This is a genomic window from Micromonospora sp. NBC_01392 (genome assembly GCF_045040125.1).
Classification (GTDB): Bacteria; Actinomycetota; Actinomycetes; order Mycobacteriales; family Micromonosporaceae; genus Micromonospora.
In genome coordinates, this window is record NZ_CP109549.1 from 6,558,538 (window position 1) to 6,571,658 (window position 13,121).

Annotated in this window: 12 protein-coding genes; 3 read left to right on the forward strand and 9 right to left on the reverse strand. The window is 74.2% G+C overall.

What is annotated here, in order from left to right; translation table 11 throughout:
- Position 1: 1 nt before the first annotated feature.
- Positions 2 to 1,261 (reverse strand): MFS transporter, encoded by a 1,260-nt coding sequence (locus tag OG767_RS28680; protein ID WP_405091261.1) that lies wholly within the window; start codon positions 1,259 to 1,261, stop codon positions 2 to 4.
- A gap of 190 nt (positions 1,262 to 1,451) precedes the next feature.
- Between OG767_RS28680 and OG767_RS28685 the strand changes: the two genes are divergently transcribed.
- Positions 1,452 to 3,092: a hypothetical protein gene (locus tag OG767_RS28685; RefSeq protein WP_405091262.1), complete on the forward strand. Its 1,641-nt coding sequence runs from the start codon at positions 1,452 to 1,454 to the stop codon at positions 3,090 to 3,092.
- 192 nt (positions 3,093 to 3,284) lie between these two features.
- Positions 3,285 to 4,463: a hypothetical protein gene (locus OG767_RS28690; RefSeq protein WP_405091263.1), complete on the forward strand. Its 1,179-nt coding sequence runs from the start codon at positions 3,285 to 3,287 to the stop codon at positions 4,461 to 4,463.
- Between the two features lie 83 nt (positions 4,464 to 4,546).
- Here OG767_RS28690 and htpX read toward each other — a convergent pair whose 3' ends face one another.
- From htpX to OG767_RS28725, 7 genes are all read right to left on the reverse strand, one after another.
- Positions 4,547 to 5,425 (reverse strand): zinc metalloprotease HtpX, encoded by an 879-nt coding sequence (gene htpX, locus OG767_RS28695; RefSeq protein ID WP_281938157.1) that lies wholly within the window; start codon positions 5,423 to 5,425, stop codon positions 4,547 to 4,549.
- A gap of 149 nt (positions 5,426 to 5,574) precedes the next feature.
- Positions 5,575 to 7,041 (reverse strand): NADH-quinone oxidoreductase subunit N, encoded by a 1,467-nt coding sequence (locus tag OG767_RS28700; RefSeq protein ID WP_405091264.1) that lies wholly within the window; start codon positions 7,039 to 7,041, stop codon positions 5,575 to 5,577.
- Entirely contained in the window at positions 7,038 to 8,543 is a 1,506-nt protein-coding gene (locus OG767_RS28705; protein WP_405091265.1) for a NuoM family protein, read from the reverse strand. Before OG767_RS28705 ends, OG767_RS28700 begins: the two co-directional genes overlap by 4 nt.
- Positions 8,540 to 10,465 carry an NADH-quinone oxidoreductase subunit L gene (locus OG767_RS28710; RefSeq protein ID WP_405091266.1) on the reverse strand — a complete coding sequence of 642 codons (1,926 nt, stop codon included), beginning with the start codon at positions 10,463 to 10,465 and terminating at the stop codon, positions 8,540 to 8,542. Before OG767_RS28710 ends, OG767_RS28705 begins: the two co-directional genes overlap by 4 nt.
- Positions 10,462 to 10,791: an NADH-quinone oxidoreductase subunit NuoK gene (gene nuoK, locus OG767_RS28715; RefSeq protein ID WP_405091267.1), complete on the reverse strand. Its 330-nt coding sequence runs from the start codon at positions 10,789 to 10,791 to the stop codon at positions 10,462 to 10,464. The genes OG767_RS28710 and nuoK overlap by 4 nt, the downstream gene beginning before the upstream one ends.
- Positions 10,788 to 11,420, reverse strand: coding sequence for an NADH-quinone oxidoreductase subunit J (locus OG767_RS28720; RefSeq protein WP_405091268.1), 633 nt, complete (start codon positions 11,418 to 11,420; stop codon positions 10,788 to 10,790). The genes nuoK and OG767_RS28720 overlap by 4 nt, the downstream gene beginning before the upstream one ends.
- Positions 11,417 to 12,007 (reverse strand): NADH-quinone oxidoreductase subunit I, encoded by a 591-nt coding sequence (locus tag OG767_RS28725; RefSeq protein ID WP_107157406.1) that lies wholly within the window; start codon positions 12,005 to 12,007, stop codon positions 11,417 to 11,419. Before OG767_RS28725 ends, OG767_RS28720 begins: the two co-directional genes overlap by 4 nt.
- A gap of 104 nt (positions 12,008 to 12,111) precedes the next feature.
- Here OG767_RS28725 and OG767_RS28730 point away from each other — a divergent pair, with 104 nt between their 5' ends.
- Positions 12,112 to 12,684, forward strand: coding sequence for a Uma2 family endonuclease (locus tag OG767_RS28730; RefSeq protein ID WP_405091269.1), 573 nt, complete (start codon positions 12,112 to 12,114; stop codon positions 12,682 to 12,684).
- On the opposite strand, the gene OG767_RS28735 is transcribed toward OG767_RS28730, so the two are convergent.
- Positions 12,665 to 13,087 (reverse strand): ester cyclase, encoded by a 423-nt coding sequence (locus tag OG767_RS28735; RefSeq protein ID WP_405091270.1) that lies wholly within the window; start codon positions 13,085 to 13,087, stop codon positions 12,665 to 12,667. The genes OG767_RS28730 and OG767_RS28735 overlap by 20 nt on opposite strands.
- Between the last annotated feature and the right edge of the window lie 34 nt (positions 13,088 to 13,121).

The following is a 13,121-nucleotide window of genomic DNA, read 5'->3' on the forward strand; positions in this document are numbered from 1 at the left end:
CTCAGGCGGCGAGCGACTGCTCGGCGCGGACCGCGGACGCCTCGGCGCGGGCGATCGGGCCGGTGGGCAGCGCGGCGACCACGGCCCCGACGGCGACGGCCGCGCCGGCGAAGAGGAACGCCCACGGCACGCCGCCGGCGTGGTCGACGATCAGGCCGGCGACCGCGCCGCCGGCCGCGCTCGCCGCGACCGACATGGTCACCACCCAGGTGTACGCCTCGTTGAGCATGCCGGCCGGGGCGATCCGCCCGACGAGCGTGTTCTCCAGCGTGAGCGCGGGCGCGATGGCGGCGCCGCCGAGCACCAGCGCGACGCCGAGCGCGACCGGGCCGGGCATCACCGCGAAGACGGCGAAGCTGGCCGCCACCGCGCCGAGCAACCAGGCGAACTGGCGGGTCATGTTGGCGGCCGGCTTGCGTACCCCGAAGGTGAAGCCACCGGCGGCGCTGCCGATGCCCCAGACGGCGAGCAGCACGCCGGCCAGGCTCTCCGGGTCGGCGGCGCCGCTGTTGCCGGCGAAGGCCGGGACGATCACGCCGGACGCGCCGAACGCGATGCCGAGGCTGGCCACGCAGAGCAGCAGCGCGGGGAAGCCACCGACCCGCAGCGGGCCGAGCCCCCGGGCGTGGTGTTCGCGCGGGTGCGGGCGCCAGGCGCGCATCACCCGGCCGAGCGCGACCGATCCGGTGCCGACCAGGGTGACCACGGCGGCGCCGAGCAGCGCGGTGGACGCGTCGGCGAACAGCACGAAGCCGGCCACCAGCAGCGGGCCGAGCACGAAGACGACCTCGAACAGGGAGGTCTCGGCCGCGAGCGCGGTGTTGCGCAGGTGCCCGCGCCCGCTGGCCGGCGTGGTCAGGTCGTTCCAGGCGCCCCGGATGGCGGCGGTCAGCGGCGGGTACGTGCCACCGGCGACGCCCGCCGCGAGGTAGATCAGGGCGAGGTTACCGGCGTCGGAGCGGCTGGCGCCGAGCAGCCCGAGCAGCGCCAGCGGGTGGGCCAGCGCGGTGGCCAGCAGCACCGGGGTGGGGCCGACCCGGTCGGCGATCCGGCCGGCGATCGGGCTGAGCGCGGCGCCGGAGAGCGCGTAGATGCCGCCGGCGACGGCGGCGAGCGAGTAGCGGCCGGTGACCTGCTCGACCACGAGCAGCAGCGCCAGCGGGGTCATGCCGATCCCGAGCCGCCCGATGATGCCGAGGATCAACAGCATCGGCGCGCCGGGGATCCGCCAGACACCCAGGTACTGGCGCAGCGCGGCCACTGTCGACCTCCAGGGATGTAACGAGTCAGAAGCCCTTCGACCCTAACGCCGACCGAGGGCGGGCGGAACGGTCGGCTGTCTCACAGTGGCCCGGCACACCCGGATCGCGCCAGCTATTTCCGGCATTCCGTCCCGCGCGGCCAGCCGGCGTCGGAGAGTCGGGGAGGGAGACCGGGGTCGAGGAGGAGCGGTGAGCCACCCGAGGGGCAGGTTGCTCGGGCTCGTCGCGCTCGCCGCGGCCGTCCCGGTGCTGCAGAACGTGCTGTTCCTGGCGCTTGACTTCCGCAGCGCGGAGGGCCTCTCGCCGCAGGGCTCGGCGGTCTGGCCGTACGACTCGTACAACGACATGCGGTGGCTGCTGGTCTACCACGACTCCTGGCAGGACTACCTGCTCGGGCTGGTGATCGCCATCGGGCTGCGTGGGCTGCTGTCCGCGACCCTGGTGAGCCTCGCCTGGCCGGTCGAGGCGACCCGCCCCGACCGCCGACGCATCCTGCTGCGCAACCTGGGGATCGCGGCGTTGACGGCGGTGATCGTCACCCCGTTCGCCGCGCTCGCCGTCGCCGCCGGCGTGGTGTCGCTGTCCTGGTTCGTGTTCGCCGCGGTGGGGCCGATGCTGCTGCTCGCGCCGTTCCTGCAACGGGCGGCGGTCAACGCCCACGGGTGGCGCGGCCTGCCGTCGGCGGCGCTTGTCGGCTGGTCGCTGCTCGACTTCGTGGTGATCACCATCGCCGGCGCGGTGGTCTGGCGGGTGCCCGGCTGGTGGACGCTGCTGGTGGCGGCGCTCGCCGGGGCCGCCAACGGGCTGCTGTGGAACCGGTCGGTACGCGCGGCGCTGCTGCCGTCCCGGGTCCACTGGCCCCGGGTGCCGGTGACCCCGTTCGTCGTGGTGCTCGCCCTGGCCATCCCGCTGGCGGCGCAGGCGGTGACGTCGAGTCCGTCGTACCAGGTGGGCGCGTTCCGGCCGCTGCTGCTCGACCGACGGCTACCCCCCTCGGTCCGGTACGCGGTGATCGTGATCGGCCCGCACAACTCGCGGTACGACGGGCGGCCCGCCGCCGACCCGGCGGTGGAGACGTTCTCCTACACCGGTCCGGACGCCGCCGGTCGTCCGAAGCCCTACCAGTCCCGGGACACGCACCGCTCGCTCGACTCCAGTTCGGTCCTGCTCGCCCGGCAGGTGGACGCGCTGCACGCCCGGACCGGCCGGCCGGTGGCGCTGCTCGGCGAGAGCGAGGGGGCGATGGTCGGGCGGACCTACCTGCGTGACCGGCCGAGTTCCCCGGTGAAGGCGCTGCTGATGTTCAGCCCACTGGTCCGCGCTGCCCGCGACTACTACCCACCGGAGGACGCGGCGACGGGCTGGGGCATCGCCCCTGGCTGGCAGTTACGCGGGATCTTCGCGCTGGCGGCCCGCCTCAGCGGGGGCGGCGACAGTCCGGACGAGCCGTTCATCCGCTCGCTGCTGGACCACGCGCCGTTCTACCGGTTCCAGACGATGTGCCCGGTCCCCGGGGTCCGGATGATCGCCTTCCTGCCCACGGTCAGCGCGACCGAACTCCCGCCGGGCCCGTTCACCCAGATCCCCGTCTACGAGGTGCCCGCCCTGCACGGGGGACTGCTGGGAGAGAAGACGATCACCGACCGGGCGATCGCGTTCCTCTCCGGCGAGGACATCCGGTCGCGGCGGCGCGAGTACGGCACGTTCCAACAGCTCGGTGCCGCCTGGCAGGCCCCCACGTTGGCCATCACCCTCAACCACGTCTGGCGGGGCCACGTGCCGCCGGGACCGCCGTTCTCCCAGACCCGGCTCTGCGGAAAGCCGAGCTGACGCGGGCGTCGCGACGCGGTCGGAACCACCGCCCGGAAACAGGGGCTGCCGTACCGATCGGTACGGGGTAGGTTCCTCATCGAATTGAGTCCATGCCAACGGCGGCAGGGTCGCCGTCGGCGTCTACGGAGGTCGGATGAGCGGCACGGCGGGTGCGCCGTCGCGGGTCGAGACAGCGGACCCGTCAGCCCGATGACCGACCCCGCGACGCCCGGTTACCGGGCGCTCTTCCGGCATCCGGTGGCGTCCCGGCTGCTGATCGCCCGGGGCATCTCCGAGCTGGGTGACTTCGTCGGGCTCGCCGCGCTGCTGCTGCTCGCCTACGACCAGACCGACTCGGTGCTCGGGCCGGCCGCCGTCTACGCCGCCCGGACGCTGCCCGCGCTGCTGGTCGCGACCGTGTTCAGTGGTTGGCTGGACGTGCCGGCCCGACGCACCATGCTGGTCGGGCTGTCGCTGGCCGGCGCGGCGCTCATCGCCGTACCGGTGGTGGTGCCCGAGCCGCTGCCGGCGATCGTGGCCGCCGGGCTGCTCGGCGCGGTCCGGGCCGGGTATTCGAGCGTGCACGTGGCGGTCACCGCGGAGGCGGTGGCGGCGCCGCTGCGGTTGCCGCTGTTCGGGCTCTCCGCGTTCGCGAACCAGAGCGGCCAGGTGGTCGGCCTGGTCGCCGGCGCGAGCATGACGGTGGCGCTCGGCCCCCGGACGGCCCTGGTGATCGACCTGGTGTCGTTCCTGCTCGCGGCCGTGGTGCTCGCCGGCCTGCCGGTCGGTCGGCAGGAGAGCCGGGGTCCCCGACCGCCCGCCACCGCCGGCCTGCGGATCATCGCCGGCCATCCGGTCCTGCGCGGGGTGGCCCTGCTGACGGTGACCACCGCGCTGTCCGGGGCGCTGCCGGAGACGCTCGCCCCGGACCTGACCGGCGGGGCCTGGCGGCCGGTGCTGCTGGCCGCCTCGTCGTTCGGTGGGGCCGTGTTCGTGCTGGTGGTCGGGCGTCGGAGCTGGCTGGCCCGGATCGCCGGGCAGGTCCTGGCCACCCGCGCGCTCGGCACCGCGTTCCTGCTGGCCGCCCTGCTGGTGGTGACCGGTGCCCCGCTCTGGGCGCTGGCCGTGGCGAACGCGCTGATCGGCGCCGGTGGCGGCTGGCTGATCGGCGCGCAGGCGACGTTCGCGCGGTTGGCGCCCCGGGAGCGGATGGGACAGGTGGAGGCGACCATGGTGGCCGGCAACATCATGCTCTCCGGCGTCGGGATCTTCCTGCTCGGCGGCACCGCCGCGCTGTTCGGTCCGGCCGCGGCCTATCTGGCGGCGGGGCTGCTGCTGCTCGTCGTGGGGCTGTTCACCCGGCTGGACCGGATTCCCGAACCGGCCTGAGACCGGCCCCGTCGGGAGGCGGCCCGAACGCGACTCCGCCCGCGTCCGGGGCCGGACGCGGGCGGAGGTGACAGACGAACGGGTCAGCGCTGGAACTGCACCGGCCCGGAGTTGCGGGCCATCTGCTCCAGCCGGGCCACCCGCTGCTCCATCGGCGGGTGGGTGGCGAACATCGCGGCGATGCCGCCGCCCCGCTTGAACGGGTTGTCGATCATCAGGTGCGCGGTGCTGGCGAGCTGGCCCTGCGGCGCGAGCGGGCGGGCCTGCGTACCCATGTGGATCTTCTTCAGCGCGCTGGCCAGGGCCAGCGGGTCGCGGCTAAGCTCCGCGCCGGACTGGTCGGCCTGGTACTCCCGGCTGCGGCTGATCGCCAACTGGATCACGGTGGCCGCGATCGGGCCGAGAATCAGGGTGAGCAGCAGCACCGCCGGGTTCGGGCCGTCCTCGTCGTCCGAGGAGCCCAACGGGATGAACCAGGCGATGTTCGCCAACATGGTGATGATGCCGGCCAGACCGGCCGCCACGCTGGAGATCAGGATGTCCCGGTTGTAGACGTGGGACAGCTCGTGCCCGATCACGCCGCGCAGCTCCCGGTAGTCCAGGATCTCCACGATGCCCTGGGTGACGCAGACCGCCGCGTGCTCCGGGTTACGCCCGGTGGCGAACGCGTTCGGCTGCGACGTCGGGCTCACGTAGAGCCGGGGCATCGGCTTGCCGGCCTGCGTGGACAACTCCCGCACCATGCGGTACAGCTCGGGGAACTGGGCCTCGCTGACCGGCTGCGCCTTCATCGAACGCAGGGCCAGCTTGTCGGAGTAGAAGTAGGTCACGCCGTTCATCACCAACGAGACGAGCACGGCGATGACGAGACCGCCGCTACCGCCGAACCAGTAGCCGACCGCGAGGATCAGCGAGGTCAACAGGCCGAGCAGCGCTGCGGTCTTGAGACGGTTGTGATGCACGATCGCTCCTTCGGTGCCGCGGGACCACACGGGAACCCGCTGACCGGTCCAACACACCGGTACCCGTCAACCATCCGGCTCATGGCTGAAAGTTGACTGGGGATTCCTGTGCGCCGGCTGAACCGACCGCCCACCCGGGCAGGAACCGGTCAGCGGGCCGCCACGTCCAGCACGAGCTGCGGTGCGACCCCGATCACCACGGCCGCCACGGTGGCCACCCCGAGCGCGACCGCCACCGCGCGGGCCGGTCGGGCCGCGGCGACGCCGCTCGGCACCGCGTAGAGCGACGCCGTCACCCGCAGGTAGTACGCCAGGCCCAGCACCGCGTTCAACGCCACCACCAGGGCCAGCCAGCCGGCGTGCCCGGCCAGCAGCGACCGGACCACCGTCACCTTGGCGAACAGCCCGGCCAGCCCCGGCGGCAGCCCGGCCAGCCCGATCAGCGCCAACGCGAACGCGCCACCCACCCACGGGTGCCGCCGCGCCGCGCCGCGCAGGTCGGCGAGCGTGCCGCCGTCGCCGTCCGCCGGCCGCAACGCCACCACCGCGGCGAACGCGGCCAGCTCCAGCAGCACGAAGAACACGGCGTACGCGACCGCTGCCGCGTACGCCCCGGCGCGGGCGTCCGGGGTGCGCCCGGCGGCCAACGCCAACGCGCCCAGCGGGGCCAGAATGTAGCCCGCCTGGGCCACCGACGACCAAGCCAACAACCGCACGGTACGCCGCTGACGCAGCGCCACCAGGTTGCCCACCGTCATCGTCAGCACCGCCAGCAACGCCAGCACCGGACCGGTCACCCCACCCGGCAGCGCCCGCTGCACCACCGCCAGCAACGCCACCACGCCGCCCAGCTTCGACGCAGTCGACAGGTACGCGGCCACCGGCAGCGGCGCGCCGTCGTAGGTGGCCGGCGCCCAGGCGTGGAACGGCACCGCGGCGACCTTGAACGCCAGCCCGGCCACCACCAGCGCCACCGCGACAGTGGTCAGCGGCAGGTCGGTCAGGTCGTCCCGCGCCGCCAGGGTGGCGCCGAGCCGGTCCAGGTGCAGGCTGCCGGTGACCGCGTAGAGCAGCGCGGCACCGAGCAGCGTCACAGTGGTGGCGACCACGCTGACCACGAAGAACGTCACCGCCGCCTCGGCCCCGGCCAGGCTGGCCCGGCGCAGCCCGACCAGCACGTACAACGGCAGCGTCAACGTCTCCAACGCCACGATCAGTGTGATCAGGTCACCGGCCGCGCCGAGCACCACGCCGCCGGTCATCGCGCAGGCGAGCAGGAAGCAGTATTCGCCGGCCGGCGTGCGCCCGGCGCGCAGCAGCGGACCGGAGATCGCCAGCACACCGAGCGTGAGCAACGCGATCACCACCGCCGCCAACGCGGCCCGACCGTTCCACACCCAGGAGCAGTCCGCGCCGACGCAGAACGTGCGCCGGGTGCCGGCCGCGCCGACCAGCGCCGCACCGGCCGCGGTGCCGGCCGCGCCGAGCGCCGCCACGACCACCGTCACCGTCGAACGGGCCACCAGCAGGTCCACCAGGAGCACCAGGATCGCGGTGCCGGCCGCCAGGTAACCCGGCAGCAACGCCACGTTGTCGACGCTCTGCACCAGACTCATGGCACGACCCCCAGCAGCGCCTCCACCGGGCCGGAAGCGTAGGACAGGACCAACGCCGGGGCCAGGCCGACCGCCAGCGCCAGCAGCACCAGCGGCGCCCAGGCGGTCAACTCCGCGCCGGCCAGCCCCGGCCCGAGCGGCGCCACCGCCGGGGAGGGCCGGCCGTGGGTGACCCGGCGCAACAACCGCAACAGGTACGCGGCGGCCAGCGCGCCGCCCAGCGCGGCCAGCACCGCCAGCGTCAGCCACAGCGGGCCGCCCCGCCGCACGGCCGCCACCACCGCGAACGCCTCACCCCAGAAGCCGGCCAGACCGGGCAGCCCCAGCGAGGCGACCGCCGCGAAGCCCAGCAGCCCGGCCAACCGGGGCGCGGTCTCCCGCAACCCGGACAGCTCGGCCAACGAACCGGTGTGCGTCCGGTCCTTGACGGCCCCGGCCAGGAAGAACAACAGGCCGGTGAGCACCCCGTGGGCGATGTTGCCGATCAGCGCCGCCTGGAGGCCGGTGGCGGTGAGCGTGGCCACCCCCAGCAGCACGAAGCCCATGTGCCCCACGCTCGAATACGCGATCAGCCGCTTCAGCTCGTCCTGCGCCAGGCAGACCAGGCCACCGATCAGAATGGCCGCGACGGCGAGCGCGCCGAGCACCGGCGACGCCCAGCGGGCCCCCTCCGGAGCCACCCCCACCGCCACCCGGATCAGCCCGTACGTGCCCATCTTCAGCAGCACCCCGGCCAGGATCACGCTGCCCACGGTCGGCGCCTGGGTGTGCGCGTCGGGCAGCCACGAGTGCAGCGGCCAGAGCGGGCTCTTCACCGCGAACGCCAACGCCAGCAGCGTGAACGCGGCAAGCTGGGTGCTCCGCGACAGGCCGGCGCCACCGGTCAACGCGACCAGGTCGGCGGTGCCCGCGGCGGCCACCACGACGTAGACGCCGACCAGCAGCAACACCGAACCGAACAGCGTGTAGAGCGCGAACTTGCGGGCCGCCCGCCGCCGGTCGTCGCCACCCCAGCCGGCGATGATCGCGTACATCGGCAGCAGGACGACCTCGAAGAAGAGGAAGAACAGCACCAGGTCCAGCGCCAGGAACGTGCCGAGGATGCCCACCTCGACCACCAGCAGCAACGCCACCAGCGCCCGCCCGCTGCCGCCGCCGGCCGGCACCCGCCACCACGTGTAGCCGCAGCACAGCACCGTGAGCAGCGCGGTCAGCACCACCAGCGGCCAGGAGATGCCGTCCACGCCCAGGTGGAAGCGCAGGTCGAGGCCCGGCACCCAGGGCACGTCGAGCCGGTGCCACGGCTGCACCGCCGGGCGCGGACCGTACCCGAACCAGCCGTGCTCGCCGCCGACCAGCGGCAACGTCGCCAGCAGCGTCAACGCGGCGGCGACGGTGCCGACCAGCCGGCCGGCCCGGTCACCCGGCACGGCGGCGGTCGCCACCGCGCCCAGCGCCGGGACCGCCACCACGGCCACCAGCAGGACCTGCCCGAACGTCATGAGGTGACTCCGATCAGGGCGACCGCCAGGCCGATCAGCAACGCGCCGGCCAGCACGCCGGCCACCGCGCGGGGCAGCGCCGCCCGGTGCAGCGCGGCCAGCCCGCCGCCCGCCTCCACCGCCGCCCGGCCGGCGCCCTCGACCAGGCCGTCCACGCCCAACTCGTCGCCGGCCCGCACGGCCCGCGCCAACGCGCCGGTCGGGCGTACGACCAGGGCGTGCTGGACGTCGTCGAGCCGGAACGCCCGGGCGAACACCGGCCGCAGCGGACCCAGGAAGCGGGCCGGGTCGGCGGCCGGGTCCCGACGCCAGCCGGCCCAGGCCCCGCCCGCGCCGGCCACCAGCAGCAGGAACGGCAGGATCAGGTTCGGCGCCAGGTGCACCAGCTCGACCGCCTCGCCGGAGGCGTCACCCGGCACCCGCAGGCGGTCGGCGAACCAGGGCGCGAACGCGGCCAGCCCGAGCAGCGCCGCCGGCACCGCCAGCAGCAGCACCGGCCAACGCAGCGACGCCGGCGGATCGTGCGGCCGGAGCAGTGGCGTACGGGTCGCGCCGAAGAACACGCGCAGCAGCAGGCGGGTCGCGTACCAGGCGGTGACCGCCACCCCCAGCAGCCCGGCCAGCCAGACCAGCCAGCCCACCCACGGCGCGGTCGGGCCGGCGTCGTCGAGCGCGGCGGCCTCGGCGGCGGCCAGCACGCCGTCCTTGCTCCAGAAACCGGACAGCGGCGGCACCCCGGCCAACGCGCCGAGCCCCACCACCATGCACCAGAACGTGACCGGCATACCGGCGCGCAGGCCACCCATCCGGGACATCAGCGTGGTGCCCACCGCGTGGATCACCGCACCGGCGGCGAGGAACAGCAGCGCCTTGAACGCGGCATGGGTGAGCAGGTGGAACAGCGCGGCGGCCGGCGCGCCGACCGCCAGCGCGCCGGTCATGTACCCGATCTGGGAGACCGTCGACCAGGCCAGCACCCGCTTGAGGTCGTCCTGGGCGGTGGCCGCGAACGCGCCCAGCAGCATCGTGACCGCCGCCATCACGCCCAGCACGGCGAGCGCGGCCGGGGCCCGCTCGAACAGCGGGAACAGCCGGGCCACCGCGTACACCCCGGCGGCCACCATGGTCGCGGCGTGGATCAGCGCGGAGACCGGCGTCGGGCCGGCCATCGCGTCCGGCAGCCAGGTGTGCAGCGGGAACTGGGCGCTCTTGCCGGCCACGCCGGCCAGCAGCAGCAGACAGGCCGCGGTCAGCGTGCCGGTGCCGTAGTCGTGCGCCAGCACGTCGGCGATCCGGAAACTGCCCGCGCCCACGCCGAGCAGCGCGATGCCGAGCAGGAAGCCCACATCACCCACGCGGGTGACCAGGAACGCCTTCACCGCCGCGCCGGGCGCCTCCGGCAGCCGCCGGTCGTGGGCGATGAGCAGGTACGAGCAGATGCCCATCACCTCCCAACCGACCAGCAGCATGATCAGGTCGCCGGAGACCACCACGGTCAGCATGGCGGCGGTGAAGAGACTGAGCTGCGCCGCGTACGGCGGGTAGCGGTGGTCCACGTCGACGTCGTCGTGCGGCCCGCGACGCAGGTAACCGGTCGAGTAGACCTGCACGGCCAGCGCCACCACGGTGACCGCGGTGGCGACCAGCACGGCCACGCCGTCCAGCCGCAGGCCCAACGTGACCCGCAGCCCGCCCACCTCGACCCAGGTGGTGGCCGCCTCCACCGGCCCGTCCACGCGGACCAGCAACGCCAACGCGGCCAGCGACGCCACCGCCGCGCCGGTCACCCCCAGCCCGACCGCCAGCTTCCGGGCCGGCGCCCGGTCCCCGTGCGACGCGGGCGGCAACAGCAGCCCGAGCAGGCCGGCGACCAGCGGCGCGGCCGGCAGCACCGCCGCCAGCCAGACCGTCGACGCGCTCATCGGGCCGCGCCTTCCGAGGACCGCTCGGCCAGCGGGACGTCGTCGACCGTGACGCTGGCCCGCAGCCGGTAGAGCTGGAGCACGATGGCCAGCCCGACACCGATCTCGGCGGCGGCCAGCACGATCACGAACAGCGCGAACACCTGCCCGGAGTGCGGCAACGCGGCCTGGACCGTGGTGTCCGCGGTGACCAGCACCAGGTTGACCGCGTTCAGCATCAACTCCACCGCCATCAGCACCAGCACCGCGTTGCGGCGACGCAGCACGCCGTACACGCCGAGGCCGAACAGCAGCGCGGCGGTGACGTACGGGATGACCGGCCTCACCGGCGCCCGCCCTCGTCGGCGGCTGCGGCGGCCGGTTCCAGACCGGCGGCCGGCCCGGATTCGCCGGCCGGACCGGTGCCCGCGGTCGGGTCGGCGCCCGCGGTCGGGCCGGCGGTGTCGACGGGCCCGGTCGGGCGGCCGATGTCCGGGCGGGAGAGGACGATCGCGCCGACCAGCGCCGCCAGCAGCAGCACCGAGAGCACCTCGAACGGCAGCACCCAGGAGCGGAACACCTGCTCGCCGAGGCGCTCGGCGGTCCCCGCCGCCGGCAACTCCACCCGCGACCACCGGAACGCGTCGACAAGCAGCACGGCCAGGCCGAGGCCGCTGCCGGCGCCGACCAGCGCGGCCGGCCAGCCGGGCCGGTCCAGGTCGTCCGAGGGGCCGATCGGGGCCCGGGTCAGCATCACCGCGAACAACAGCAGCACCACCACCGCGCCCACGTAGATCAGCACCTGCACCCAGGCCACCAGCTCGGCGGTGAGCACCAGGTAGTCGCCGGCCAGCGCACCCAGGCACACCACCAGCCACAGCCCGGCCCGGACCAGGTGGCGGGTGCCCACCACCAGCGCACCCGCGCCCACCGCCACCGTGCCGAGCGCGAGCAGCAGCACGTCCGCACCGGTCATGAGGCCGCGCCTCCGCCCGGGGAGTCGGCGTCGTCGGAGCGTACCCGGGTCGGGGCCGGACGAGCGGCGGGCGCGGCGGCCTTACGGGCGGCGGTGGTCTCCTCCTTCGAGGGGTCGCCGAGCGGGTCGTGGGCCGGCGGCGGCGGTACGGTGCCCATCCACTCGCCCAGGTGGTCCTTGTCGTGCAGCAGGTCCTTGATGTCGTACTCGGCGTACTCGAACTCGGGCGACCAGTAGAGCGCGTCGAACGGGCAGACCTCGATGCAGATGCCGCAGTACATGCAGAGCGAGAAGTCGATGTCGAACTTGTCGAGCACGTTGCGCTGCCGGGGGCGGGCGGCGCCGGGCACCGCCACCTCCTCCTTGTGCGAGTCGATGTAGATGCACCAGTCCGGACACTCGCGGGCGCACAGCATGCAGACCGTGCAGTTCTCCTCCAGCAGCGCGATCACGCCACGGGAGCGGGGCGGCAGCTCGGGCGCCACGTCCGGGTACTGCTGGGTGGTCGACCGGCGGGTCATCGTCTTCAACGTGACCGCCAGGCCCTTCACCAGCCCGCCGCCGGGCACTCCACCGTGCTCGCTCATGCCGCCCATCCTGCCCTGTGCCCCCGGCGCGCGCGACCACCACCCGACTCTTGGCGGCGCTATCGTGAGCGCGGGGAGAACGACACACCGGGAAGGGCCGGTCGATGACCGCCGACCTGGAGAGTCTGCGCCCGCCGGTGGGCGGCTGGACGACCGATCACCTGGACCTGCTGCCGGAGGACGGTCGCCGTCGCGAACTGGTCGACGGCGCGATGCTCCTGTCCCTGCGCGGCCAGACGCACCAGAGCATCGCTGCCCTGCTCATGGTGGCCCTCCACGAGGACTGCCCCGCCGGGTACGACGTGACCCAGGCGGTGGGGGTGCGGCTCGACCGGGACCGCTTCTTCATCCCGGACGTGCTGGTCACCACCGCGGCGGCCGCCGCCCGCGAGCCGTCCCGGTATGAGCCGCACGAGGTGGTGCTCGCCGTGGAGATCGTCTCGCCTCGCACCATTTCCATCGACCGGGTGCTCAAGCCGGCGCTCTACGCGCAGGCCGGCATCCCGTTCCACTGGCGGATCGAGATCGAGGACGGGGGCCTCGTCGTCCACACCTACAAGATTGATCCGGTGCACGAGGTCTACACGGAGACCGGGCGGTGGACGAAGTTCGTCGACACCGGCGAGCCGTTCCCGGTGAACCTGCCGATCAGCCGGATCACGCCCCGCCGGGTGTGAGCGGCGGCAACATCTCCACACCGAGCTGCTGGAGCACCTGGAACAGCTCGTTGACGCTCCACACGTCCACGATCCGCCCCGCGTCGTCGAAGCGCAGGAACGACGCCCCGGAGTAGCTGACCACCCGCCCGGTCGGCGGCACCGGACCGAACTGCCCGGCCTGGGTGCCGGCCGCCCGCCAGTGCACCGCGACCCGTCCGTCGCCGGCCACCAGCTCGACGATCTTGTAGCGCAGGTCCGGGAAGGACGCCCGCCGGTCCCGGTGTCCGGCCAGCACCGCCGCCGGCCCGGCGCCGCCCAGCCCGGGGCACTCCGGGGCCACCAGCTCGTACGCGCTGTCCTCGCGGCCGGCGTTCCACACGTCGGCGATGAATCGTCGGGCCGCCGCCTCCAGATCGGTCACGGCCGGCAGCCTATGCCGGCCCGGCGGCACCCGG